Origin of the sequence: Flavobacterium sp. 270 (assembly GCF_004368785.1) — a bacterium.
Taxonomy (GTDB): Bacteria; Bacteroidota; Bacteroidia; order Flavobacteriales; family Flavobacteriaceae; genus Flavobacterium.
In genome coordinates this window covers 663038-689492 of record NZ_SODM01000001.1, presented here as the reverse complement: position 1 = coordinate 689492, position 26455 = coordinate 663038, and the positions used below count along the sequence as shown (strand labels likewise).

Below are 26455 nucleotides of genomic sequence, written 5' to 3'. Positions count from 1 at the left end.
TTCTCATCTCAGGAAACTCGAAACCTGTCCTTCGACTTCGGTCAGGATGACAAACCTTAATTTTCTTTTTTGTTTACCAATTTCCATTCGTTTTTATCTTTAGCATAAGTTTCAGTAACCAAAACATTTTTAGCGTCTTTTCCTTCTGGTTTAATGTACGTTAAAACCGCAGTATTTTCATTAGAAGAAACAATTCTAAAATCCTCCGCATTTTCTTGTTTAGATAAAAGCTTCAACAAAGGTTCTTCTTTAATGTATTTTGTTAATTCAGAAGTAGCAACCGGACCATTGTGCGTAGGATAAATGGTTTTTACATTATTCTCTAAAGCAATTTTTTCAATCAATTTTAAATTCAAATCGGCAAGTTTTCTGTTTTCATGATAGAAATGTTCACGCACATGATGACCGTCGGGAGCCAATCCGCCGCCTTGCGCTTTAAAAGTTCCCACGAAAGCATCGCCTACAAAAAGATTATCGCCAATAAGAATCAATAAATCGCCTGGAGTATGACCGCCTTTTATGGGAATGATTTTCCCGTTTACACCATATCTACTAAGATCAACCGTTTTTTCTACCATAACATCGGGAGTAAATGGCGAATAACTCAAATCAGAATACTGTCGAAGGCGTGTGCCCCAAATACTCACATCTTCGGATTTATTTAGTTCTGTTTTTCCAGAAGTAAATTTTCCTAAATCGGCTTTGCTTCCGGCAATTTTAGTGTGGTAAGTCTGTTGTAGAAATCGTGCATTTCCGGCATGATCTCCGTGTCCGTGTGTTACAATTGCCAGTGAAATGTTTTCGGGTTTAAAACCCAATTTTTTAATCGAATTTACCAAACTGTCCTGATAACCAGCAACTGGAACTCCAGTATCTATTAAAAGTAATTTTTCAGAATTGCCTTTTACAAGATAAGCCTCAGTAAAATAATTCTGGATATGGAAAATCTGAACTTTAGAATTGTCATTTTTGTTTTGCGCTTTGGCAGTAAAACCAAGCGTAATAAGCAGCAACAACAATAAAGAAATGCGTCCTGTATTGCTGGAATAAATTGTCTTTTTCATTTTGTATTTTATTAAATTATTTTGTCGGTATTGACACTGCAAATCTGGGACAGAATACTAAAAATAAAAATGAACTGGTTTAGGAAATTTGATTGAACTGGTTTAACTTTTTGAGGTTTTGCCGTTGCGGATCTTGCTTAAATATTCGGTACTGAAACCTAAATACGAAGCCAGCGCATATTGAGGAACTCGTTTTGCAATTGCGGCATATTTGCTCATAAATTCATCATAACGTTCTTCGGCGGTTTTGGTGAAATTTGACAATAATCTTTTTTGCTGAAACGCCAGTGAACGCTGGGTAATAATGCGTTCGAATTTTTCGAGTTTCGGAATTTCTGCTAAGAATTTTTGCTCGTCTTCATATTCAATCTGAATCAAAACCGAGTCTTCTAGCGCTTCTACAAACAAAGTTGCCGGTTCCTGATAAATCAAACTGCTGTAATCCGATATCCACCAGTCTTCTATGGCAAAAGATAAGGTATGTTCTTTTCCTTCATTATCGACCAAATAGCCTCTAAATGCGCCTTTTACAACATAACTTTTATGTTTGCATACAAAACCGGGCTGTACAATAAATTGTCTTTTTTTGACTTTGGTTATCTTCAAAAAAGAAGCGAGATGATTTTTTTCATCGTCTGTCAAGTCAACATATCTTGAAATATAATTTATTACGGGCAGTAGATCGTTCATGTTAACAAAGATAAAAATCAAAATCAATATCAATATCAAAAAACAATATTAATGTCAATATCAATTTGAAGAGCTCAATTTCAATTTTGACAGTTGCTTAAATTTTGATATTAACTATAAAATTGATTTTTGATATTGATATTGAATTTTGTAATTTGATTTTTGTTTGAATTTCATAACTTTGCCTCATGAAAGAGCAGCTGCATTCCGAAATTGTAGATTCTAATACTTCCGAGTTAAAACTTAAAGGATTTAAAGTATATCAGATTGGAACTGATTGTACGGTTATACCAAGTTATAACCGCAGGGATTTTTATAAAATCAGCATTAGTACTGGGCAGAGTCTTATTCAGTATGCAGACCGCGGTATTGAAACGGACGGAACTACTTTGTTTTTTGGAAATCCTTATATTCCTTATTCATGGGAATTACTTTCGCCGTCTTTTCATGGTTTTGCCTGTGTTTTTACCGAAGAATTTTTAAAGATGAACGACCGTTCTGAAAGCCTTCACGAATGTCCGTTGTTTAAAATTGGCGGTACACCGATCTTTTATTTGTGTGAGGAACAGAAAGTGTTTATTACTTCTTTGTTCAAAAAAATGATTGAAGAACAGGCAACAGATTATGTTTTTAAAGATGATTTGGTTCGAAATTATATCAATGTTGTGATTCATGAATCGATGAAAATGCAGCCGTCGGAGAATTTCTTCAAACATAAAAATGCATCTTCAAGAATTACTTCTTTATTTCTGGAGCTTTTAGAAAGGCAATTTCCTATTGAAACAAAAGATCAGCCATTAAAACTGAAAAACCCTCAGGATTATGCGCAGAGTCTTGCTGTACACGTCAATCATCTGAATCGTTCTGTAAAAGAAATTACAGGAAAACCAACAACAGCGCACATTACCGAAAGAATTATCAGCGAAGCCAAAGCATTACTACATCACACAGATTGGAGTATTGCAGATATTGGTTATTCGCTTGGATTTGAATATCCAAGTTATTTTAATAATTATTTTAAAAGACTTACCGGAAGTGCTCCAAAGTCACTTCGATCCTAAATTGTTTCAAAATCATAATTTTTTGTTTGATTTTCATTATTTCTAATTGAATTTACCTGACTACATTTGCCGTAAATAATTCAATAAATTATTTGTCTGATCTTTTACTGGCTAAACACAACTTCCGAAAAGCATATTCTCTGCTTCGTTTAGTTTCAGTACGCTATTAGCTTTAAGCAATTTAAAGCCAAATGATATTAATATTCGATAATTTTAAAATAGAAAGCCAACCCAATTAAAACTAATTTTTATGCCAACACAATATTCTACCGTTACCGAAGAAGGAAAAATTCCGAATACTTATATGACAGGAGACGTTTTTTATAAAAAACAAACCAGTGATATTCACCCAGAAAATACAGTAATCAAAGACGTTGCTTTTGAGCCGGGCGCAAGATCTAACTGGCACCGCAATGTTAGTTTACAGCTTATAATTGCAACTGAAGGTGTTGGTTACTACCAAGAAAGAGGAGGGAAAATAAAACTGATTAAAAAAGGTCAGGTTATTACCGTTTTACCAGAAGTTGATCATTGGTATGGAGCAACTCCAGAAAGCCGATATTCGCATATAGCCATTTACACAGAAATCGACAAAGGCCACGGAGAATGGCTTGAAACTGTCTCTGACGAAGAATATTTTTCTTTTTAAGGGGCTAAGGTGCTGAGTTGCTAAGGTTCTAAGTGAAAAAATTCCAATAAAAAAATTCCAAATTCCAACAGAGAGGTATTTACACACTCGCAAGTTTGGAATTTGGAATTTTTTTATTGGAATTTTCTATTCAAAACCTTAGAACCTTAGCAACTCAGCACCTTAGTTCCTTAAAAAGTCAAAACCCCTTAAGCAATTCAACTCTTAAGGGGTTTTTAAAATAAATAATAACCAATTAAATTTATTTTTTGTCTAATTTCTCTTTAAGCATTTTAGCATGTTCTAAATGTGCTGTAAAACCTGCAATATTATTTGAAGCCCAAAGCTTAAGATCTTGATCTGTTGCTTTATCAGCTGTTTTTTGTAATTTATCAATCGCTTTTTCATGTCCGTGAACCATCATGTCAGCGTATTTTTTGTCAAAATCAAGTCCTGATTTTTCGTTTAGTTTATTGTATTCGTCTTTTCCTTCTTCAGTTACAGAAGTTGGAAGCGTAAAGTTTTTGGTTTTCGCTAAAGCACTTACTTCAGAAGCTAATTTAGTATGTTCGTCAACCATCATTTTTCCAAAATTTTTCACTTCTGCGTCAGTACCTTTTGACTGAGCTAATTTTCCAAGTTCAATTTCAGCAAGATTAATTTCTGCAATATCTACTACATATTGAGCATCATCTTCTTTACTGTCAATAGAGTCAAATTTTGCTTCATTACTGTCTTCTGCAACTTCTTTTGGATCTTCTTGTTTGGTTTCGTTTTTACACGAGTTTAAGAATATAATAATAAGTCCTGCTCCTAAAATGGCTTTGCTGGCTAATAGTAATTTTTTCATGATTTGTATGGTTTTAATGTTATAATGTAAAATTATTTAGAATGTAGTAGAATAATTTACAGCATTTTAGAATAATGTTATAGGATTTGGATGCAGTTGATTTTTTGAAGTAGAAATAAATTCTATCTTAGCAAAAAGAAAGATCTAGTAAAAATCATGAGCATATTTAGAAAAATATTTGGTACAAATAAAAATGTAAATTCTGTAGAAAAAACAGAAAATCAACAAAAGGCAGTAAATGAAAGTTCGAATTTGGGCAATACTCCAGAATTGTTCAAAAAAGAGTTATATAACTCATTAGATAGATATTATTCAACTCCGGATTCAAAAATTTCTTTGAATTTAACAGATAAAGATGGTACGGTTTATAAAGAACATGAAGCATTTGAAGGTACGTTTGAAAATTGGAAAGGAATAAGATCTGCTTGGGATAGAAGAAGTGTTTTGTTTGAGCATTGGGATACGTCGTTATTTAATCAACTTGAAAAATGGCAGGTAATCGAAAGATTTGTAAAAGATAGGTATGGACTTAAAGCTGATGAATTCAAAAAAAATAATATTGGCACAGAAGACCTAAGGGATATCAGATTAATTGTAGCACTTTCAAAACTTTACAGAGTTCTCCTTTCGCATCAAGAAGCTTTGTACTATGCAGAAATAGCGTATGAGTTAAGACCAGATTTAGATATAGTAAAAGTAGAGTATGCAACTGTTTTACATTTATCCTCGGATGAAGGGGATAAAGAAAAATCACATACTTTAATGAATGAAGTTATAGAGAATAAGATTAAAAAAGAAACGGGTACTGAGGTTGCTTTATTGAATTACTTTTTCTTTTCTAAAGATTATATAGATTCGTCAATATTTACAATTATGTATCTTAATGCTGGTAATTGTGACTTAGAAACTTGGGATCGATTAGCAGAGGAATATTATTGGTGTCCAAATTTTAGATATGAGCATTCTGTTTATTTAAATAACAAGGGAGAAACATTAAAAGCAGCTGCCAAATTAAACTCACTTGCAGATGAATTTCCGTGGTATAAAACTGCTGTACTTGCCAATATTAGTACAATAGAACAATTAAGAGCTTTAAGTAATAATCCAGATTTTATGGAAAAAGAATTAATTAGAATGAAACAGTACACATCTATGTGGACAAATTAAAATACAATGCTAATTTAATAGACTTAATCCCAATTCTACCCAGAATTGGGATTTTTTTGCTCAATTTGAAAAATCATCTATAGTAAATTATAGAATTTCAAACTAAAATTATGTAACAAAATTCCTGTCTTTTTGAGTGAACTTTGAAAATACCAAAACAGTACTAAATACTCACTTTAAATTATTAGCAATGACAAATTCAGAAGTAAATGGCAAGCAGCAATATCACGGACTTTTAAAAGAAGGATATAATATGGAAAAAATAACTCCACTTGTCAATGCGCCAATCGTAGGTGTGAATGGCGTTAAAGCAAAACCTTATAACGAATGGACAAAAGAGGAATTATACCAACAGGCTATAAAAGCAGGTATTCCGGGACGTTCTTATATGAATAAAAAAAGCCTGATTAATTCATTACAAAATAATTAATAAACCAACATGAATGCAACGGCCAGAAAAGAAAAGCTAATGAATCAGCTTATAAAAACGCCACATTTAGTAATAGAAAAACTGGATTTAGCGTATATAAACGATCATCAGCTTACGATTGTGCGATGCCGTGAAGGTGAAGAGTTTGTTTATAAAAAAAACGGCAGAAACGTAAAAAGCAAAAACGAAATTAAACGTTTTAACAGCTTGGTTTTACCGCCGGCTTGGGAAAATGTTCGAATTACAGATGTTGTAAACGGTCATCTTCAGGCAGTTGGCACAGATGTTAAAAACAGAAAGCAATACCGATATCATCCGAGATGGAATTTGATTCGTAATCAGACTAAGTTTTATAAAATTGCCGAGTTTGGAAGTAAACTTCCGCTGATTCGAAAAAAAGTCGATTTGGATTTAGAACAAAAAGAATGGTCTAAAGAAAAAGTTATCGCTTTGGTTATCCGATTAATGGAAGAAACGCATATCAGGATTGGAAATGAAAAATATGCGAAAGACAATAAATCCTACGGGCTTTCGACTTTGCGAAAAAGACATATCAATATCAACAGAAATACACTTCGATTTGAGTTTACAGGCAAAAAAGGAGTAAAGCATACGATTACAACGCGAAACAAACAATTGATAAAATTGGTTAGCCGATGTGAAGAAATTCCGGGTATGGAAGTTTTTAAATATTACGATAACAACGGCGAAAGAAAGGTTTTAGACAGCCATATGGTAAATGAATATCTGCATGAGATTTCGGGAGAATATTTTAGTGCGAAAGATTTTAGAACGTGGGCAGCATCTATTATATTTTTTGAAAGTCTTATGGATTTGGGAGTTACTTCTGATGAAAAAGAAATCAAGAAAAACGTTATTTCGGCCTTTGACTGCACTGCAGAAGCTTTGGGAAATACCAGAAATGTTTGCAAAAATTATTACGTTCATCCCTTATTGATTTCGACTTATGAAGACGGATCAATTCAAAAATATTTTGACATGGCTAAAAACAGCCGTAGCAATAGAAAATATTTTTCACGCACAGAAATCGCTTTTTCAGAATTGATTCAGAACTATCAAATCAATTTGGTTTAAGAATTTTAAAAGCAGAAAAATAAATAGAGTTAGCGCATCTCTAAAAAGCCAAAAACTATTATTAACTAAATACTTAATATTATGTTACGTTGGACAGTCACATTTATTATTCTAGCCATAGTGGCGGGAATATTTGGTTTTGGAGGCATTGCTGCCGGAGCCGCTAGTATAGCTAAAGTTTTATTCTTCATATTTTTAGTTTTATTCGTTATATCACTAATTACCGGAAGAACAAGAGTTTAGTTTTTAAGAAAATCAGTAAACAAACAACAAAGCGACACATTTATTTCGGTAAATGTGTCGTTTTTCCAGTTTGAAAAACAGCAAATAAAAATATCAAAAAAGAAAAAAATGGGAACAAAAAGCGGTGCTTATCAAGACGTTTACATCAAAAGAGACGATGCTATGGTGAGCTTAAAAAATGATGTAATAGACTTTTGTGAAAAATATATAAAACCTGTTCATCCAGAAAATTGGGATTGGACTACGCGTGATTTCGAAAATCCGGAAAACGATCCTACAGTAGCAGAAGCAAGAGTAATTGCCGATGTTGTTTACAGAGATTTAAGCACAAAACAAACGGATGTTGATCTTTCTACAATGAATAATGTAGAGGCCATAAAAGCATATTTAGATCCTAACAGCAAACACGAAGCGTTTAACATGGAAGAATTTGCTTTTGCTTTAAAAGTAGAATTAGAACATGGAAAAATTAAGGATGTAAATGTGACCAACAACCATCCGTTTTTAACGGCTATGATTGCTCTGGCGCACATGACGGAGAGTTTGACTTATTATAAAAGACTTAAAGTGATGGAAGCTGAAGGAGAAATCTATGAGATTCTTCGCAAAATTCAAAGTTCAACAACGGGGCAGGAAGAATGGTATAAAGAATTGGGCAAAGCCGAGCAAGAATTAAACGAAGCCAGAGCAGGTTTGGCAGAACGTTTAGAAAAAATGGATGATATTCCGGTTTTAGAAATCATTGGAGATTAAAATATTCAATATATAAACAAAAAGAAAGGCTGTTTTACATGTAAAACAGCCTTTCTTTTTGAATAGTCAATGATTTTAGAATTTTCTAGGATCATTATCAGGATAATTTTCTTCATCGTTTTCTTCCTGAACATCATCTTCTACATATTCATTGTCTTCTTCATCATCTTGGTCAATATCTTCCAAGACATCTTCGGTTTCGTTAAAATCCTCATCTTCGCGTGCATCAGACGGATTGTCGAGTTCGTCAATTTCGTCCTCTTCCTCTTCGTCTAAATCTTCATCAACAAGATCTTCGTCATCTAAATCCTCGTTTTCAAGTTCTACTTCGTAGATATCATCATTGTTATCTTCCAGGTCTCTATCGGTATGGAAATCATCATCAAGATCATCCAAATCATCATCGTAACTGCTTACATTCTCATCAGGATTAGGAATGTCTGGATTATGTCCGTTTCTTACTGTATAGCCGCGTTCTGCGATTTCACTATTATTAGTATCAGACTCTTTTACATTGTCAATATCATCAAAATGTTCGTTGATTTGACCGCTTCTATTGGTGTTAAAGTTTTGATTTCTAGAATCTCTATCTTTTACCAAACTGTTTTTATTATCTGTAGTGTTCATGACGTTTATCTTTAATGTTATAATACAAAGCTAGAACCGAAAGCGAAAAATTTTATTATAGAATTTTAAAGGCTAATTGTATAATTAACAGCTGTTTAATATGCAATTTTCTTTTATAATGATATAAGGAGCACGATAGTTTGATATTGTAATTTTAAAAATTATAAATCTATTTTTTCATCCATCTAAATAGTATCCTATGCCCGAAGGTCCATCCATAGTAATATTAAAAGAAGAAGTACAGCAGTTTACGGGTCAGAAAATAATTTCTGTTTCCGGAAACACTAGTATTGATATTAATAGACTGCAAGACAAAACAATACAGGAGTTTAAAACCTGGGGAAAACATTTCTTGATCTGTTTTAATGATTTCACCGTCAAAATACATTTGCTGATGTTTGGAACCTATCGCATAAACGAGCGAAAGGAAATTGATCCGCGCCTCAGCCTGGGTTTTTCTGATGGAGAACTTAATTTTTATACCTGTTCTGTCAAAATTCTGGAAGGCGATATTAATACGCATTACGATTGGAGTGTGGATGTGATGAATGAAAATTGGGATCCTAAAAAAGCCAGAATGAGTTTGGATAAAATGAGCGACAAAATGATTTGTGATGCCATTTTAGACCAAAATGTATTTTCTGGAGTGGGAAATATTATTAAAAATGAAGTTTTGTACCGCTGTTATATTCATCCGGAATCTCTTGTAGGTAAAATTCCGGCAGAAGATATTAATCAGCTTATCAGCGAATGTTCTGTATATAGTTTTGAATTTTTGTATTGGAAGAAAAAATTCGAATTGAAACAACATTGGCTTGCGCATACCAAGAAAACCTGTCTGCGCTGTAACCTTCCATTTCACAAAAAACATACGGGCGATAAAAAACGCCGTAGTTTTTTCTGTACCAACTGTCAAAAATTATACAAATGAAAGAAGATGTTTTAATAGGATGCTCTAGTTATAATAACCGTTTTTGGAAAGGTGTTTTTTATCCCGAAAATCTTCCAACAAAACAATGGTTTGATTATTACTGCCAGCATTTTGATACTTACGAAATAAATGGCACTTTTTACAAATTTCCGACTTTAAAAGTGATGGAAAATTGGTACAATAAAGTGCCGCAGAATTTTTTATTTTCTGTAAAAGCACCAAAAGAAATTACACATATTAAAAAGTTTATAGATTGCGAAGACCGTCTAAACGAATTTTATGATATCTGCAATGAAGGTTTAAAAGAAAAGCTGGGTTGTATATTATTTCAGTTTCCGCCGAGTTATGATTTTAGTCCTGAAAAGCTTCAGAATATAATCGATAAAGTAAATCCTAATTTTCAAAACGTTATCGAATTCCGTCATAAAAGCTGGTGGAATCAGGAAGTCTGGGATGCTTTTGCAGCAAACAACATTACTTTTTGCAGTGTGAGTTATCCAAATTTACCCAATACGATTTTTTATGCATTTCCGCTGCTTTATATTCGCATGCATGGCGATGCAAAATTGTTTTATTCGAATTATTCTTCAGAAGAATTAGAAATTATAAAAAACATGCTGGAGTTAAGGCATCAGAAAGCTTATATTTATTTTAATAATACTGCGAGTACGGCAGGAATTTTAAATGCTTTGGAGTTGAATGGTTTGGTTGTTGTTTAAAAGTTTTTTTAACCATCATCTAAACCTCATTTTTGTCATTTCGACTAAAAAAAAATCGCATTCGATACCCAACATTGTGGTTACGAGTGCGATTTTTCTCTTTCGTCGAAATGACAAAATAAGAATTGAAATTTTAATTTTACTTCAACTCCAAAGTACCTTCAATACCGTCATCCATAGTTTTTCCGGTAACAAAAGCCGCCGTCATTTTGGCAATGGCAACAACTTTTCCGTGTTTATTGTTCCAGTAATAACCGTCTTCTGGCACTACTTTTATTACACTTAAGTTTGGGTCGTCTACGCCGCCTGGCATCCATACTTTTACAATCGGATCGTATAATTCTTCAATAATTTCTCTTTTGTACATAATAGTTGCCGTACCGTGTAAAGTCAGAAACTTATCATGCGGTGATGAAAAGAATAATTCTACAAGAGGATTTTGAGTAATTTCTGCGTTTTGACTGCTGTTTCTGTCAGATAAAAACCAGAGATTACCAAGTTCATCAATTTTTTGTACAGACATTGGTCTAGATTGTAATCTAGTTTCTTTGTAAGTACAAAACATACATGTTTTAATATCTTCTGCCAGATCTTTTATTTTGTCTGCAGCAAGATTTTCACTAAGGTCTTTATGATCTCCCATAACGTTTATATTTTATATTTTTATTAGAAATAACTGCACAAAATTTTTATTTTCTGAAAAACGAGCTTTCAGTTTTATGCAAAATATGATTAACTGTAAAGTTCACTTTTTTAGTTTTTTTACGGTTATACAATTTGGTTTATAAATTATGAGATTTCAATTTAAAACGTTTATTTCAGGGAATTTAAAATTCAAAAATTTAACTATCTTTGATCAGAAATTTAAAAATACGATCCTAAATAGACCATGAAAGATTTGACCATATTTTATACAGACGACGACGAAGATGATTTGAGCATTTTTGCAGATGCTGTAGAGTCATTACCAAAAAAAATAGAGCTTAGAACTTACTCAGGTGGACAAAAACTGCTAAATGCAATTTACAATCCGCCGCCTACGCCACATGTAGTTTTTTTAGATTTGAATATGCCGGGAAAAAACGGATTTGATGTTTTGACAGAACTTAGGCAATCTGCCGAGAAAAAAGACATTCCGATTGTTATATTTTCTACTTCAAACGAACCGAGTATTATCGAAAAATGCCGCGTTTTAGGAGCAGATTTGTTTATTACAAAACCTATTCTCATGAAAGATATTGTAAAATCTATCGAACATGCTTTGGCAATAAACTGGAAAGAATTTACACCAACGCCAAATAACTTTGTTTATAAATCTTAACAAATATATTTAAACCATATAAGTGATATAAGTTCATTTAATGCAAACCTTAATAAGGAAGCAAAAAACTAAATGAACTTATATCACTTATATGGTTTAAAAACAAACTACAATTCTGGAAGGAAAACCTCAAAAGAAGCGCCTTTTCCTTTTTCGCTTTCTGCAGTAATAACACCTTTATGGTTTTCTACAATTTTCTTAACAATTGCCAGTCCAATTCCGGTTCCAAGGAACTCAGTTTCTGTATTTAACCGCTGAAAAACTTCAAAGATTCTTTCCTTATATTCAGGTTCAAAACCAATTCCGTTATCAGAAATTTTAAGACAATAATATGTTTTGTCTGGATAATCTACGGGAAATTTTAAGTCACTGCCTTTTATTCTTTCTGCTTTAATTTCAATATATGGCGGTCTTCCTTTTTGAGCGAATTTCAACGAATTTCCAATCAGATTATGCAAAAGCTGTCTTATCTGAAAAGGCATAACGGTAGCTTCGCCCAAAGGATGGAAATTTAAAACAGCATTGGTTTCTTCAATACGCTCAGAGAAATCACTTTTAATTTCTTCGGCAATTTCGTCTAAATTTGCTTTTACAAAAATTCTTTCGGCAGAGTTCGTTCTGGAATACGTAAGAAGATCTTGTATCAAAGTCTGCATTCTTTTCGCAGCGATTTCAATACGGCTTAAATAGGTTTTGGCTTTCGCCGAAATATTCTGTTCGTCCAATTCAGTCAATCTACTGGCAAAAGTCTGGATTTTTCTAAGTGGTTCCTGCAAATCATGGCTGGAAATATACGCAAACGACTGAAGTTCAATATTCATATTGATAAGATCTTTGTTTTTGCGTTCTAATTCTTCTGTTCGTTCAGAAACCTGATTTTCCAATTGCGTTGCAAAATTCTTCTGATCCTGAATATCGGTGCTTGTTCCAACCCACATTTGGATGTTTCCCTTTTTATCTTTTTGAGCAATAGCACGTGTGAGATGCCAGCGATATTCTCCATCTTTACGACGAAAACGATGCTCTACCAAAAAGTCATTTCCAGTTTTTAAAGCTTCGATCCAGCTGTTTATATTGTCTTCGCGATCTTCAGGGTGAACAATCTGAAGCCATCCATTTTTCTTAATTTCTTTTACGCTGATTCCTGAATAATTATGCACAGACTGATTAAAATAATTTAGATTTCCCAAAGCATCGCTAGTCCAGATATGCTGTGGCATAGAGTCGGCAAGAAGTCTGAATTTTTCTTCGCTTTTCATCAGCACCTCACGGCTGAATTTTTCATCGGTGATATCCAGGATAGTTCCAACCATTTTTATGGGAACTTTATTGTCATCAAAAAATATTTTGCCATGCGCTTTTATCCATGAAATCGAATTATCATTTTTTATAATGCGCGATTCATATTTGTAAATACTTGTTTTAAGGGCTTTTGCAAAAGCTTCGTCCAAAATATGACGATCATCTGGATGGATTACACTTTGAAGCTGTACACGCGATAATTTTGCATTTTTGTCAAAGCCGAAAATCTTAAGTAAATTTTCAGAATAAATAATATTTTGAGTTGGCAGATCTACATCCCAAGTGCCAATTTCGGCAATTTCGGCTGCTAATCTTGCTCTTTGTTCGGCATCTTCTACTTTTTTACGGGCTTCAACTTTATCGGTAACATCATTTACGGTAACCATAACGCCCGATATATTTCCTTCTTTTTCAAACAACGGCGTATATTGATAATCAAGGTAAAATTTTTCGATTACACCTTTTACATCAACATAAGCAATAGAGTCTTTTTCTCGTATTATTTTACCATTTATAAAAACTTCATCCAGTAATTCAGGATATTTTTGTTCGATCAATTCCGGAAATAATTCGACAATCGGTTTGCCAATAACTTCACTTTCTTCTTTTTGCCAAATCATTTCTAACATTGTGATATTGGCCATTTCGATAACGTGATTTTTACCCCTTAAAACAGTCATAGCAATAGGAGAGTCCATTACTAATTTACGGAAAGCATTTTCGCTTTCTGTTAAAAGATAACGGGCTTTTACAGCTTCTGTAACTTCAAAAGCTACAATTATAATGCCTGATATAAAGGAGTTTTCTTCTTTTAGCGGCTGCGAAACCAAATTAAAATAGCACACTTCTTCTCGTCCATAACGGTTTAATGTTACCGGAAATTCATCTGCAGAATAAACTGCGCCTTCTTCATAAACTTTAGCGAGATAAGGATAAATGGTTTCTTTGGCCAGAGGAACAGAATCAAATATTGGTTTACCCAAAATGGCATCTTCTTCCTGATCTGTAATTTCCAGATAAGCCGTATTTGCCATTTCCAGAATCATTTCTTTTCCTTTTAAAATCGCAATTCCAAGCGGTACTTGTTTTACGGTATTTCTAAATTTTTTCTCGCTTTCTTCTACGGCAAGACGCGAATTAACCTGCGCTGTAACGTCGTTTGCAATGGCAACAATACCAGAAATAGTTCCGTCCGGATCTTTTAAAGGCTGATATATAAAATTGATATAAACATCTTCGATTTTGCCATTTCGGGCAATTTTTACAAGACGTTCATGCGCTTCAAATTTTTCGCCGGCAGTGTAAACATTTTCCAGAATGATTTCTAAACCTTGGCCTTTTACTTCCGGAAGTGCATCAAAAATGGGTTTGTTTAATACTTCGTGTAATTTTCTTCCCCATAATTCGAGCATATTTTTATTGGCAATTTCAACTACAAAATCTTTTCCTCTAAACACACACATCGCACTTGGCGTTTGCAGAATATGATTAAGGTAACGGGTACTGCTGTCTTCTAATTTCCTAACGAGTTTTACTTTTTCTGTAGTTTCATTACAAATAACTAAAACCCCGGCAGTTTTGCCAGATTCATCGTTTACAGGACTGTAACTAAAAGTCCAGTAAACATCTTCCATTTTTCCGTTACGATATATAGGTAAATATTGATCTTCGTGCCAGGTCGCTTCTCCTTGCGTAAGAACCTGATCTATAAGAGGTTTTATGAAATCCCAGATTTCTTCCCAAAAATCGGCGCCTTTTTGTCCTAAAATAGTAGGATGTTTTCCGTTATTGCCAAGACTCGGGCGGTAAGCATCATTGTAGAAACAAACATGTTCTGGTCCCCAAAACAAAAACATTGGAAATTTAGAATTTAAAAGAATTCCTAAAGTAGTACGTAAACTTTGAGGCCAGGATTCTACACCGCCAACCGCAGTTTTGCTCCAATCTAAAGCCCGTGTTAATTCGCCCATTTCGCCTCCATTGGCAAGAAAATCTTGATTTGTATGCTCCATTAAGACTGGTTTTGTTCCTATTATTTAAATAAGTGGTTTGTTATTTTGATTTATTATTAGCTAAAATTAATAAATTAAAAATTGATAATGTTTTTGATTTTTTGAATGAGATAAAAATTAAATCGTTTGAGTTAAAGTTATACGGTTTCAATGATGAAATTTGAATAACAATAGATTCAAGAAAATCTTTAATACAGGAAATCATGAAAAACGAAACTTCAAAACACGAGACCGACTATATAAAAAAGTATCAGGGAGAAGGTTATACTACCAACTATTTGTTTCAGAATAACGCATTGATAGATACTGAAACGAAGATTGCCTATCAGCCAAATGAAATTTTTATCGTTGCGCATCATCGCTACGAAGGCATGAGCGATCCAGACGATATGTCTATTTTGTATGTTATAGAAACTGGAGATCAGCGTAAAGGAACACATTTAATAGGATATGGCCCTACAGCGGATTTAGAAGAAGCGGAATTTTTTAAAGATATTCCGAAAGCAAATTATTCTAAAAACGCCGATATAAACGAGCTTACATAAAGATAAAATAGATTGATATTTTTATTTTGCTGATGAGCAGTTGTTTCAGATTAATCTGAGGCAGCTGCTTTTTCTTTTTTTTGAGGTTCAAAGGTTCAAAGGGACTGAGGTTCAAAGGTTTTTAGTTTTGGAAGGACTTAGGTTCTAAGGTTATTACGATTTAAATTTTCTAATCTCTAATTCTCTAATTAAATATTTACTAATGACTAATTATCTAATTGACTAATTCTCTAATTCCCAAGGTAAGATTTTAATTATGAAATATCTCGCGAAAATTCTGTAATAATTTGATTAGCAATATATGCGAAATTTGAATTATGAAAATGAGATAAAAAACAAAAGTTAGATTTTGTACTTACCAAATGTACGGATGACTTTATTTAAACCTTACCAAAATGAAAAAACTTTACTTAAATACAGGAGGATTTGATACTATCTTTAACGAACTTAAAGATACTTTTAATGGCGAGCTGACCTCTACCGCCAATGAATATAAACTGACTTTTAAATCAAAATGGGCAAAAGGAACTATAAGCGGTGCACGTTTTGAAAAAGAAATGACGTACATGCATTTTGATCTTACTTTTTACGATGACGTAAATTTAAGTATGGAATCAAATCCTAGTGCTCCGGTATTTTTTGCTTACTGCACAAAAGGACGTTTTGCACATAGTTTTGGTGTAAACGGTGAAAATAAAACCATTAAAGAAAAGCATTCTGGTATTGTAAGTAACACCTCTGCAATCAACAGCGTTTTATCTTTTGAAAGTCATAAACAAATACAGTTTTCTATCATTGGAGTACCAACATTTGTAAATGCTAAAGAAGACAATATTGATTTTGTTACACAATTAAGAAAAAAATTCATTCATGAATCAGGAAACTATATTCATCAAGGAGTTCAAAACTTAAAAGTAAAAGAGAAATTTCAGGAACTAAATTCAATTCCGCAAAAAGGAACAGTTCGTTATTTGTTGATGAAGAGCATTTTAAGAGATATCGTCGAACATGAGATAGCGCAGCACAGTTACAACTATCTTAACACTTTTGATCCGATTGTAAATTTAGCAGTCAGACAAATTGGCGAAATTAAAAGAATTTCAAGCATGAATTTCTCAGAAGTACTTCATGCTGCAGGAACAGCAAGTTTACACTTCTTTCCAAGAGTTATAAAAGGGAAATACCACTTTTCATTCAAGCCATACAACCAGAAACTAGCTAGCTAATAAAGCCCTCCATATCTATCACTTTCAAAAAAAAACAGCCCACCAGCTGTTTTTTTTTTGAGGTTCTAAGATGCTAAGTTTCTAAGGTGCTAAGCAATTATACTTAAGTAAAAAGCTTAGAGTCTCAGTAGCTTAGCACCTTAGCACCTTGTACTCACTCTTTCTCATAATAAATAATAAAATAAACCATAATCAAATTCAAAAAAAGCGAAACACTATTCGTAATAATAATAGGCGCATCTTTTTTGAGAATACCATAAACAACCCAAACCGCAAGACCAAAAGTTAAGATGCTGAACATTTTAAGCGAAATTTCTTTTACTTTTTTAGTTCTCCATACTTTCAAAATCTGCGGAATCACTGATATTGTTACACAAGCACCAGCAAAAAGTCCGATAATGTCTATGTAGTTCATTTTTTCTTTTTAAGGTTCAGAGGTTCAGAGGTTCAAAGGTTCAAAGGTTTTTAGTTTGGGGAGTTTCAGGTTTTTCCCAATCTTGTCATTTCGAGCGGAGTCGAGAAATTGCGCTAGATTTTCAAGCATTGTGGTTACGAGTGTGATTTCTCCTTTCAGTCGAAATGACAGTACTTTAAGTATATTTAATTAAATTAAAAGTATATTTTTATCACACAATCTTGTCATTCGAGCGGAGTCGAGAAATCGCACTCGTAACCACAATACTTGAAAATCTAGCGCAATTTCTCGACTCCGCTCGAAATGACAATACTTTGAGTATATTTATGATGTATTAAAAGTATATTATCAAGTCGATCAATTTGAGGTAATAAGTTTCAAGTTTTCAAACTCAAAACTCAAAACTCAAAACTCAAAACTAAAAATCACCCATTAACCAATTCTCCACCATTCACATGAATAAATTGTCCAGTAATATAAGTACTATCTTGAGAGGCTAGAAAAACATAAGCAGGCGCAACTTCAGACGGTTGTCCGGCTCTTCCCATAGGGTTGTCTTTTCCGAAATCAGAAACTTTATCAAAACTTGCTACGATTAGAGGCGTCCAGATTGGGCCAGGAGCGACACCGTTTACGCGTATTTGTTTTTTTGCCAGCATGGTAGATAACGATCTGGTAAAACTGACAATAGCACCTTTTGTACTCGAATAATCAACTAAGTGTTCACTGCCTCGATAAGCTGTAACCGAACTCGTATTAATGATCGTATCGCCTTCCTGAAGAAAAGGCAGCGCCGCTTTTGTAACATAAAAATAAGGATAAATATTTGTCTCAAACGTTTTGTGAAGTTGGGCTGTTGTTATTTTTTCCAGCTCTTTCTGCGGAAATTGTACCGCAGCATTATTCACTATAATGTTTATTTTTTTAAATTGTGTATGGCATTTTTTAACCGCAGCTTTACAAAATTTCTCGTCTGTTAAGTCACCGCTTATAATAAGGCATTGTTGTCCTTCTTTCTCAATCATCGCTTTCGTTTCAAGCGCATCTTTATCTTCTTTTAGATAAACAATCGCAATATCGGCGCCTTCGCGGGCAAAATGTACGGCCACACTTCGGCCGATACCGCTGTCACCGCCCGTTATAAAAGCCACTTTTCCTAAAAGTTTTCCGCTTCCAACATAGTTTTGGCGGATAATTTCAGGTTCTGGATTCATTTGATGTTCATTTCCCGGCAGTTTTTGTTTTTGTTCAGGAAATGTTTTGGGTTTCTTTTTAGTATCCATCGTAAATAATTTTAGACTATCTAAGTTAAAAAGGAGTCTAAAAAAAAGATAACCGGATAAAAATTAAAAGTATCTCAATAAATGTTTAAAGAAATTTCTTTCATAATGCTCAAAACACGAAAAAATAAGAAAAATCTATAAGATTGTGAGCACTTAGTATAAGCATGATAGAATCAAATATGGGAATTTTGAAACTATTTTTGATTTTGATGAAAAAGACATGATACGTTTTTTTTATAAATTTGAGATCGCACGCGATTTTTTAAAACCTAATCAATTTTAAAAAAGAGAATATTTTTTCATATTTATTTTAAAAAAAGATCAAATTTTAACTCATAACCGATTTTAGCCTCCCAACAGCATGGTATTAATTGTAGATGACATTCGGGCAAATATTATTGCCTTAAAGAAGACATTAGAAATACATAATATTGATGTAGATACTGCTGAATCTGGTGAAGAAGCCTTAAAGAAGATTTTAAAAACAGAATACTGTCTTATTATCATGGATGTTCAGATGCCTGGACTGGACGGTTTTGAGGTGGTAAAAATTCTTTCGGGCAATAAGAGAACAAAAGACATTCCGGTTATTTTTCTTTCGGCACTTAATATCGAGAAAAAATACATTTTTAAAGGATATGAAACCGGCGCAGTAGAATACATTACAAAGCCCGTAGACAGCGACCTGCTGATTCTTAAAGTCAAAACATTCATAAAAATATACGAACAGCAAAGAGAATTAAAAGCAACCAAAGATCTTCTTTCTAAAGAAATAAAAATTAGAAAAGAAGCGCAGGATAATCTCGAAATCAAAATTGCTGCGCGAACAAAAGAACTGGTTCAGAAAAACGAAGAACTGGAACTTAGAAATCACGAATTACAGCAGTTTTCCTGGGTAGTTTCACACGATTTGAACGAACCGATCCGTAAGATTCAAATCTTCATTAAAATCATCAAAGATCTTTATTTAAAAGACGACGAAAAAGGAATTGATTATGTTGACAGAACAATCAAATCTGCCGTAAGAATGCAGACTTTGATTACCGATTTATTGGCTTATTCAAGACTTTCTTCTCAGGTTGAGCCCGAAACAACAGACTTAAACATTGTTTTGCAGGAAGTGCTTTCTGATTTTGATTATCTAATTGAGCGTAAAAATGCCACTATAATAACCAATGACCTTCCTACCGTAAGCAGTATTCCGAGCCAGATGCGTCAGGTTTTTCAGAATTTGATCGGAAACGCGCTCAAATTTTCCGGTAATACAGAACAGCCTGTTATCGAAATTACTTCAGAACTTATTGCAGAAAAGTCGTTTGACAGTCCAATTTCGCCAGACGGAAAATTTTGCAGAATTATGGTAAAAGACAACGGAATTGGTTTTGACGAAATTTACCTCGACAGGATTTTTGTTATTTTCCAAAGTCTAAACGACCGTCAGAGTTACGAAGGCACCGGAATTGGTTTGGCTATCGCCAAAAAAATAATCGAGAAACATAACGGATTAATTACGGCTAAAAGTAAAATAGGCGAGGGCGCAAATTTTATTATAATCCTTCCTTCCATATAAAATCATAACCAATTTTTAATTTCAAAAATGAAGAACAATTTTAAAAGAAATTTATTAGTCAGCTCATCAGTTTCCATGCTGATTTTAATGATTAGTTCTACTGCCTCTTTTTTAAGTATAAAAAGTCTGCTCGAAAGTAATTCCTGGGTAAACCATACGCAAGAAGTTATTTATAATTTAAACGAGGCTTCGTCTGTAATGACTGATGCACAAACCAGTATGCGAGGTTATTTGATTACTGGAAATAAAGATTTTTTGGAAGAACATTACGATGCAGAAAAAGTTTCGAAAATATATTTTGAAAAATTAGAGGAATTAACGGTTGATAATCCTTCACAGCAAAAAAAACTGCAGGAATTAAAGCCGCTGCGCGAAATCTTTTTTAAATACCTCCACAATCAAATCGTTAAAAAAGAATTAGGAAGAACTGTTGTTAATTTTGATCTTGAAGAAGGCAAAAAAATGATGGATGAACTTCGTGTGAAGTTTAAAAGTATTGAAAATACAGAACAAGGACTTCTAAAAGAACGAATTGGTAATTCTGAACGTTACGGAAATTATAGTTTTGTTTTAATTGTAGTGGCCTTTTTTATTGCCTTTATTATTTCGTTAGTATTTTTCTCGAGAATCTTAAGAGACCATAACGCGCGCACTTTACTACAGGAACAATTAGAAAAAAATGAAATAGAAACCGCAGAAAGAATCGAAGTTATCAGTGGTATTGCAAGTAATATTTCTAACGGAAATTATGACGTTCAGATCGATGATAAAAAATCAGATACGCTGGGCGCTTTAGGAAGTTCGTTGCATAATATGAGAGATTCTCTTAAAGATTCTTTCGAATTATTATCGCAAAAACAATGGATGCAGACTGGTGTTGCCAATTTAAATGAGAAAATGCTGGGCGATAAATCAATCGATAAATTATCTAAAGATGTTATCGAATTTTTATGTCAATATACCAACAGCAGCGCGGGGGTTTTGTATGTTTTAGATGGAGAAGAACTGGCGGTTTCCGGCGGATACAGCTATATTCCGAGTAAAAGCCGTGAGCGAATCAAGAAAGGCGAAGGATTAATTGGACAAGCGATTACGTCTGGAAAAATGTTGGAATTAAAAACATTAACACCAGACGATATTCAAATTAATTATGCTTTAGGACAAGTAAAACCAACACATATTGTTGCGATTCCGCTGATTGATTATAAAGTGGAAGGCGCTGTTGAACTTGCCAGTATTTATGGTTTTTCTGATTTGCAATTGGAGTTTTTAAACCTGATTGCGAATAACATTGGAGTTGCCATAAAATCGACTCAAAACAGAAGACGTGTGATGGAATTATTAGAAGAAACCAAAGCACAATCTGAAGAACTTCAGGAACAACACACAGAATTAGAGGCGATTAATGCAGAATTGGAAGCGCAGACAGAAAAACTACAAGCTTCTGAGGAAGAATTGCGTGTACAACAAGAAGAATTGGAACAAACGAATGAAGAATTGTCTGAGCGCAGTGTTTTATTAGAAGAAAAAAATACAGAAATTCAGAAAAAATCAGAAGCTTTGGAAATAACAACACGTTATAAATCAGAGTTTTTGGCGAATATGTCGCACGAATTAAGAACACCGCTGAATTCGATTTTATTATTGAGCAGATTATTATCTGAAAACAATAATAAAAACATGAATAATGAGGAAATTGAATTTGCTAAAGTTATTCAGAGTTCAGGAAATAGTTTATTAGGTTTAATTGATGAAATTCTGGATTTATCTAAAATTGAAGCCGGAAAAATGGATCTTGAATTCCTTGATGTTTCAACTAAAGAAATTACAGATAACCTTTGGAATTTGTTTAACCAACTGGCAAAAGAGAAGAATATTAATTTTGAAATTATTGCAAAAGACGCGCCAATTGTCATTAAAACAGACAAAATGCGTTTAGAGCAGATCCTTAAAAATTTAATTTCAAACGCTATTAAATTTACCGAAAAAGGAACTGTAAGTCTGGAAATTAAAGTTAGTACAGACGACGATAAAATTATTTTTTTTATTGTAAAAGACAGCGGTATTGGAATTCCGCTGGCAAAACAGCCGCTTATTTTTGAAGCTTTCCAACAAGCAGACGGATCTACAAAACGTAAATACGGCGGTACTGGTTTAGGATTGTCTATCAGCAGGGAATTGGCAAGATTGCTTAGAGGAGAAATTATCCTGCACAGTAAAGAAAACGAAGGAAGTACTTTTACTTTGTGTGTTCCCGTTTTAGGATACGCGATTAATAGAATTTCTGTAGATAAAATTCCGCATGCAGAAGTAATCGAGGACAAAGAAGAAGTAAAAGAAACAACAGCAGGAAATAAATATTTAAGCGTTACAATTCCAGAAGAAATAGAAGACGACAGACATTCTATTCAGGAAGGTGATAAAGTAATTTTGATTATTGAAGACGACATTAACTTTGCAAAATCACTTTTAACGTTTACACAGAAAAAAGGATATAAAGGAATTGTTGCCGTAAGAGGCGATTATGCTTTAAATTTTGCCTTAATCTATAAACCGGTTGGAATTTTACTGGATATTGAACTTCCAATTAAAAACGGCTGGCAGGTTCTGGAAGAATTAAAAAATAATTCTCAAACCAAACATATTTCCGTACACATCATGTCTTCGCATAAACTAAAACAAGAAAGTTTATTAAAAGGCGCCGTAGATTTCTTAGACAAACCCGTTGCGTTTGATAGAATTCCAGATGTCTTTAAGCGTATAGAACATATTGTAAACAAAGAATCGCAAAAAGTACTGATTATAGAAGACAATCCAAAACATGCTAAAGCTTTGGCTTATTTCTTAGAAACTTACAACATCAATTCGGAGATAAAAAGCGAAGTTTCTGATGGTTTATCTGCCTTAAGCAAAAAAGAAGTTGACTGCGTAATTCTGGATATGGGAGTTCCGGACAAGCAGGCATACGAAATCCTTGAAGGAGTTAAGAAAAATCCAGGTTTAGAAAATCTGCCTGTAATTGTATTTACCGGAAAAAGTTTGTCTATAAAAGAAGAACTTAAAATCAAGAAATATGCTGATTCTATTATTGTAAAAACGGCACATTCTTATCAGCGAATGCTCGATGAAGTTTCACTTTTCCTGCATTTAGTCGAAGATAAAAAAGAAGGCGGGTCTAAAAAAGAGAGCCAGAAAAAACTAAATTCTTTAAATAATATTTTACTGGATAAAAAAGTTTTGATTGTAGATGATGATGTGCGAAATATTTATTCGCTTACAAAAGCTTTGGAAGTCTTTAAAATGACTGTAATAACTGCTTTTGACGGAAAAGAAGCAATCAAAATTCTGGAGGAAAATCCAGATACAGATGTTGTTTTATTAGACATGATGATGCCAAATATGGACGGTTATGAAACAGCCGAAAAGATAAGAAGTAACCCAAAATTCCTTAACTTAGCAGTAATTGCTGTTACAGCAAAAGCAATGACAGGAGACAGGGAAAAATGTATAAGAGCAGGAGCTTCAGATTATATTACAAAACCTGTTGATGTAGACCAGTTATTGTCTTTATTACGAGTTTGGTTGTATGATAAAATCTAATTTTTAAAGTTTATGCTAATGGATAAAAAACGACTTTTGATAATAGATGATGACTCTAGGAATATTTTTGCTTTAGAAAACACTTTACGCGCCCGTTCTTTTGAATGTATGTCTTGTTTAAGTGCCGAAGAAGCTATAAAATTATTAAGTACAGATGTTCATATAGATGCTATTTTAATTGATATGATGATGCCGGAAATGGATGGTTACGATGCCATTCCTATAATAAAAGAACTTCCCTTGCGCGAATCTACTTTTGTTATAGCGGTTACCGCACAGGCCATGAATGGTGATAAAGAAAAATGTTTAGAGGCTGGGGCAGATGCATATATTTCTAAACCAGTAGATGTAGATAAGCTCCTTTTGGCGCTTAGTGAAATTTAAATGAATTATGATTGAAGATATCGAATTAGAAACCCTAATAAATGAGGTTTACGAATATTATGGCTTTGACTTTGGGAGTTACTCCAGAGCTTCACTAAAAAGGCGCGTAAACAGGGTTTTTCATTTGGATGGATTTAAAGATTTTACAGAATTTCTTTCCAGAGTTCGTACAGACGCAGAATATTATAAAAGAATGGTCGACGAAATTACGGTCAACGTAACAGAAATGTTTCGTGATCCGTCTTTTTACAGCGTATTAAGAAAAGATATTTTGCCGTTATTAGGCCCAAAACCTTTTATACGCATTTGGCATGCAGGATGTTCTACCGGTGAAGAAGTATATTCGATGGCAATTTTATTAAAAGAAACCGGATTACTGCACAAATCAATACTGTATGCAACAGACGTAAATGCCTCTGTTTTAGAAACCGCAAAAAAAGGAATTTTTCCTTTGCGAATGATCAAAGATTATGCAGACAATTATAGAGATTCTGGCGGTCAGGAAGACTTTTCTAACTATTATATAGCCAATTACGGTTTTGCAAAGTTTAATGAAAATCTAGCCGAAAAAATGGTTTTCTCACAACATAATCTGGTGTCAGACAACTCGTTTAATGAGTTTGATCTTATTTTATGCCGCAATGTGTTAATCTATTTTGATCATAACCTGCAAAAAAGAGTCATCAATTTGTTTGATGATAGTCTGGCTGTCTTAGGTTTTCTGGCATTAGGAACAAAAGAAACTATAAAATATTCGATATCTACAAGTAAATACAAACAGCTGGAGAAAGAGAAAATATGGAGGAAAATAAGTTAATATCTGGCTGTAAAGTTGTAATAATAGGTGGTTCGGCCGGAAGTCTGAATGCACTTATGCAGATATTGCCAGAAATTGACCATGTAAATTCTTTTGCCATTGTAATCGTAGTACACAGAAAAAGTTCTGATGAGCAGACTCTTGAAGATCTTCTTGCTGTAAGATCTAAGCTCGAAGTAAAACCAGTAGAAGACAAAGTACCGCTTTTACCGGGATTTATTTATATTGCCCCGTCTAATTATCATTTATTATTCGAAAAAGACGAAACACTTTCGCTAGATACCTCAGAAAAAATAAATTACAGCAGACCAAGTATAGACGTTTCTTTTGAATCGGCAGCAGAAATTTACGGCAGCGCTTTGGTCGGAATAATTTTATCTGGTTCTAATACCGATGGAACTCTTGGTTTAAAAGCAATTCAGGCTGCAGGAGGAACAATAGCAGTTCAGAATCCGACATCTGCAGATATGCCATTTATGCCCAATAATGCTATTTTAAATACCAATCCCGATTATATTTTAAATATACCAGAATTGCTGGAATTCATTCTAAGAATAAATAATATTTAAAATCCTAATAAGGATAAATCGATTCGTATACTTATACCCAGACAAGCAAACAACCAAAATCAGCAGTGCTCAAAAATTAGAGCACAAATAAACCTATCCAAATTAATGAATAGGTTTAATTTTTGAAAAATGATGAAGCTTGAATAGCTTTTGGCTTCACTGGCGACTTTGCTCAAATAATAAATAATTTATTTTTGAAAAGTTATGAATTTAGGATTGCCAGTGCCAGTGCTTCAGGGTTTTCAACATTAGGCACATGTCCTGTGGTAAGAGAAAGTGATTTACTAATGCCAATTTGTTCCATTAAATTTCTTTGTGCTGCCGGTGAAAGGATTCTATCGTTTTCACAAACAATATACGTTTTGTCAATTTTACCAAAAGCATTTGCACTGGTTTCAACTGCCTCAAAAAATGGCTGAGTGGCTTGATGCACTAAATTCGGTGCTGCTTCCATTATTTGTTGTGCAGAAGCCCCATTATAGATCACATTTTTAAGTGTTTCCTCATTTACGGTAGCCCAGCTCTTGTCTTCTGCAAAAATTAAGTTTTGCAAAAGCTGGCTTTCTGTATCTGCACTAACGATGTCAAAAACAGTTTTTCCCTCGTACGGAATCATAGCCGATACGAATACCAGCTTTTCAATTTTATGTGGAATTTCTTCTGCTACCTGCGAAACTACAAACCCTGCCAGACTGTGTCCCACCAAAACAACAGGTTCATCCAGTTTCAGGATTTCATCTTTAACTTTTTTAACATAGGCTGCAAGCGAAACATCTTTGATTTCAGTCTTATCTTTACCATGTCCCGGCAAGTCGAAACTAATGACTTTTGCGCCTGATTCTTCTAGTTTCTTTTTGGTCTTATCAAAAGACCATGCACCGTGCCATGCTGCATGCACAAGCACAAATGTTTTGTTTGAATTATTCATTTATTAATAATTTTTAATTGTTAGGTGCACAGGTTTAGCCCCTGTACATTATTAAATGGACAATCACTTTATTTAGTATTTTTTTTTGGAAAATAACAATCTTGGTTTACTGCTAAAAAAAACATATTGGCGATATTCAGCATTTAAAACCGTAAGCCCAGCATTTGCACAAATGCCTAATAGAAATACAATTTTTGAATTTGTAATTCTTAGCCTTGCTATTAC

26 protein-coding genes are annotated in these 26455 nt (G+C 33.6%); 17 read left to right on the top strand and 9 right to left on the bottom strand.

What is annotated here, in order from left to right; all coding sequences use genetic code 11:
* Positions 1-56: 56 nt before the first annotated feature.
* Complete coding sequence (locus EV144_RS02945) at positions 57-1064, bottom strand: MBL fold metallo-hydrolase (RefSeq protein ID WP_134146023.1); 1008 nt, start codon at positions 1062-1064, stop codon at positions 57-59.
* Positions 1065-1166: 102 nt separating this feature from the next.
* Positions 1167-1754 (bottom strand): Crp/Fnr family transcriptional regulator, encoded by a 588-nt coding sequence (locus EV144_RS02940; protein ID WP_134146021.1) that lies wholly within the window; start codon positions 1752-1754, stop codon positions 1167-1169.
* A gap of 188 nt (positions 1755-1942) precedes the next feature.
* Between EV144_RS02940 and EV144_RS02935 the strand changes: the two genes are divergently transcribed.
* Positions 1943-2815, top strand: a complete 873-nt coding sequence (locus EV144_RS02935; RefSeq protein WP_134146020.1) for a helix-turn-helix domain-containing protein — start codon at positions 1943-1945, stop codon at positions 2813-2815.
* Positions 2816-3065: 250 nt separating this feature from the next.
* Positions 3066-3464: a cupin domain-containing protein gene (locus EV144_RS02930; protein WP_134146018.1), complete on the top strand. Its 399-nt coding sequence runs from the start codon at positions 3066-3068 to the stop codon at positions 3462-3464.
* A 241-nt stretch (positions 3465-3705) separates the two neighbouring features.
* Here the strand turns inward: EV144_RS02930 and EV144_RS02925 are convergent, their stop codons facing one another.
* Entirely contained in the window at positions 3706-4293 is a 588-nt protein-coding gene (locus tag EV144_RS02925; protein WP_134146016.1) for a DUF4142 domain-containing protein, read from the bottom strand.
* A 156-nt stretch (positions 4294-4449) separates the two neighbouring features.
* On the opposite strand from EV144_RS02925, the gene EV144_RS02920 reads away from it, so the two are divergent.
* From EV144_RS02920 to EV144_RS02900, 5 genes are all read left to right on the top strand, one after another.
* Complete coding sequence (locus EV144_RS02920; protein ID WP_134146014.1) at positions 4450-5460, top strand: hypothetical protein; 1011 nt, start codon at positions 4450-4452, stop codon at positions 5458-5460.
* 190 nt (positions 5461-5650) lie between these two features.
* Positions 5651-5890 (top strand): Rho termination factor, encoded by a 240-nt coding sequence (locus EV144_RS02915; RefSeq protein ID WP_134146012.1) that lies wholly within the window; start codon positions 5651-5653, stop codon positions 5888-5890.
* 9 nt (positions 5891-5899) lie between these two features.
* Positions 5900-6985: a DNA topoisomerase IB gene (locus EV144_RS02910; RefSeq protein ID WP_134146010.1), complete on the top strand. Its 1086-nt coding sequence runs from the start codon at positions 5900-5902 to the stop codon at positions 6983-6985.
* An 81-nt stretch (positions 6986-7066) separates the two neighbouring features.
* Positions 7067-7228: a DUF1328 domain-containing protein gene (locus EV144_RS02905; protein ID WP_134146008.1), complete on the top strand. Its 162-nt coding sequence runs from the start codon at positions 7067-7069 to the stop codon at positions 7226-7228.
* 108 nt (positions 7229-7336) lie between these two features.
* The gene (locus tag EV144_RS02900) at positions 7337-7981 is read left to right on the top strand and encodes a DUF5661 family protein (RefSeq protein ID WP_134146006.1); all 645 of its coding nucleotides are present in this window, start codon (positions 7337-7339) and stop codon (positions 7979-7981) included.
* 75 nt (positions 7982-8056) lie between these two features.
* Here the strand turns inward: EV144_RS02900 and EV144_RS02895 are convergent, their stop codons facing one another.
* The gene (locus tag EV144_RS02895; protein ID WP_134146004.1) at positions 8057-8608 is read right to left on the bottom strand and encodes a hypothetical protein; all 552 of its coding nucleotides are present in this window, start codon (positions 8606-8608) and stop codon (positions 8057-8059) included.
* Positions 8609-8807: 199 nt separating this feature from the next.
* On the opposite strand from EV144_RS02895, the gene EV144_RS02890 reads away from it, so the two are divergent.
* Complete coding sequence (locus tag EV144_RS02890) at positions 8808-9539, top strand: DNA-formamidopyrimidine glycosylase family protein (protein WP_134146002.1); 732 nt, start codon at positions 8808-8810, stop codon at positions 9537-9539.
* Entirely contained in the window at positions 9536-10258 is a 723-nt protein-coding gene (locus EV144_RS02885; protein ID WP_134146000.1) for a DUF72 domain-containing protein, read from the top strand. Before EV144_RS02890 ends, EV144_RS02885 begins: the two co-directional genes overlap by 4 nt.
* A 139-nt stretch (positions 10259-10397) precedes the next feature.
* Here EV144_RS02885 and EV144_RS02880 read toward each other — a convergent pair whose 3' ends face one another.
* Complete coding sequence (locus EV144_RS02880) at positions 10398-10901, bottom strand: pyridoxamine 5'-phosphate oxidase family protein (protein ID WP_134145998.1); 504 nt, start codon at positions 10899-10901, stop codon at positions 10398-10400.
* Positions 10902-11147: 246 nt separating this feature from the next.
* Between EV144_RS02880 and EV144_RS02875 the strand changes: the two genes are divergently transcribed.
* The gene (locus EV144_RS02875) at positions 11148-11579 is read left to right on the top strand and encodes a response regulator (RefSeq protein ID WP_134145996.1); all 432 of its coding nucleotides are present in this window, start codon (positions 11148-11150) and stop codon (positions 11577-11579) included.
* A gap of 107 nt (positions 11580-11686) precedes the next feature.
* On the opposite strand, the gene EV144_RS02870 is transcribed toward EV144_RS02875, so the two are convergent.
* Complete coding sequence (locus tag EV144_RS02870; protein WP_134145994.1) at positions 11687-14893, bottom strand: PAS domain S-box protein; 3207 nt, start codon at positions 14891-14893, stop codon at positions 11687-11689.
* A gap of 203 nt (positions 14894-15096) precedes the next feature.
* Between EV144_RS02870 and EV144_RS02865 the strand changes: the two genes are divergently transcribed.
* Both EV144_RS02865 and EV144_RS02860 read left to right on the top strand, forming a co-directional pair.
* Positions 15097-15438: a hypothetical protein gene (locus EV144_RS02865; protein ID WP_134145992.1), complete on the top strand. Its 342-nt coding sequence runs from the start codon at positions 15097-15099 to the stop codon at positions 15436-15438.
* 395 nt (positions 15439-15833) lie between these two features.
* Positions 15834-16664: a hypothetical protein gene (locus tag EV144_RS02860; protein ID WP_134145990.1), complete on the top strand. Its 831-nt coding sequence runs from the start codon at positions 15834-15836 to the stop codon at positions 16662-16664.
* Between the two features lie 154 nt (positions 16665-16818).
* Here EV144_RS02860 and EV144_RS02855 read toward each other — a convergent pair whose 3' ends face one another.
* Entirely contained in the window at positions 16819-17079 is a 261-nt protein-coding gene (locus tag EV144_RS02855; RefSeq protein WP_134145988.1) for a SemiSWEET family sugar transporter, read from the bottom strand.
* A gap of 425 nt (positions 17080-17504) precedes the next feature.
* Positions 17505-18362, bottom strand: coding sequence for an SDR family oxidoreductase (locus EV144_RS02850; protein ID WP_134145986.1), 858 nt, complete (start codon positions 18360-18362; stop codon positions 17505-17507).
* Between the two features lie 361 nt (positions 18363-18723).
* Here EV144_RS02850 and EV144_RS02845 point away from each other — a divergent pair, with 361 nt between their 5' ends.
* The 5 genes from EV144_RS02845 to EV144_RS02825 are packed head-to-tail and all read left to right on the top strand — an operon-like array spanning position 18724 to position 25302.
* Positions 18724-19932 (top strand): response regulator, encoded by a 1209-nt coding sequence (locus EV144_RS02845; protein ID WP_134145984.1) that lies wholly within the window; start codon positions 18724-18726, stop codon positions 19930-19932.
* A gap of 27 nt (positions 19933-19959) precedes the next feature.
* A complete protein-coding gene (locus tag EV144_RS02840) occupies positions 19960-23532 on the top strand; it encodes a response regulator (RefSeq protein WP_134145982.1) in 3573 nt (1190 codons plus the stop codon).
* Between the two features lie 18 nt (positions 23533-23550).
* Positions 23551-23916, top strand: coding sequence for a response regulator (locus EV144_RS02835; protein WP_134145980.1), 366 nt, complete (start codon positions 23551-23553; stop codon positions 23914-23916).
* Positions 23917-23923: 7 nt separating this feature from the next.
* Positions 23924-24733 carry a CheR family methyltransferase gene (locus EV144_RS02830; RefSeq protein ID WP_134145978.1) on the top strand — a complete coding sequence of 270 codons (810 nt, stop codon included), beginning with the start codon at positions 23924-23926 and terminating at the stop codon, positions 24731-24733.
* Entirely contained in the window at positions 24715-25302 is a 588-nt protein-coding gene (locus EV144_RS02825; RefSeq protein WP_134145976.1) for a chemotaxis protein CheB, read from the top strand. The genes EV144_RS02830 and EV144_RS02825 overlap by 19 nt, the downstream gene beginning before the upstream one ends.
* Before the next feature lie 202 nt (positions 25303-25504).
* Here the strand turns inward: EV144_RS02825 and EV144_RS02820 are convergent, their stop codons facing one another.
* A complete protein-coding gene (locus EV144_RS02820; RefSeq protein WP_134145974.1) occupies positions 25505-26230 on the bottom strand; it encodes an alpha/beta fold hydrolase in 726 nt (241 codons plus the stop codon).
* Positions 26231-26455: the final 225 nt, after the last annotated feature.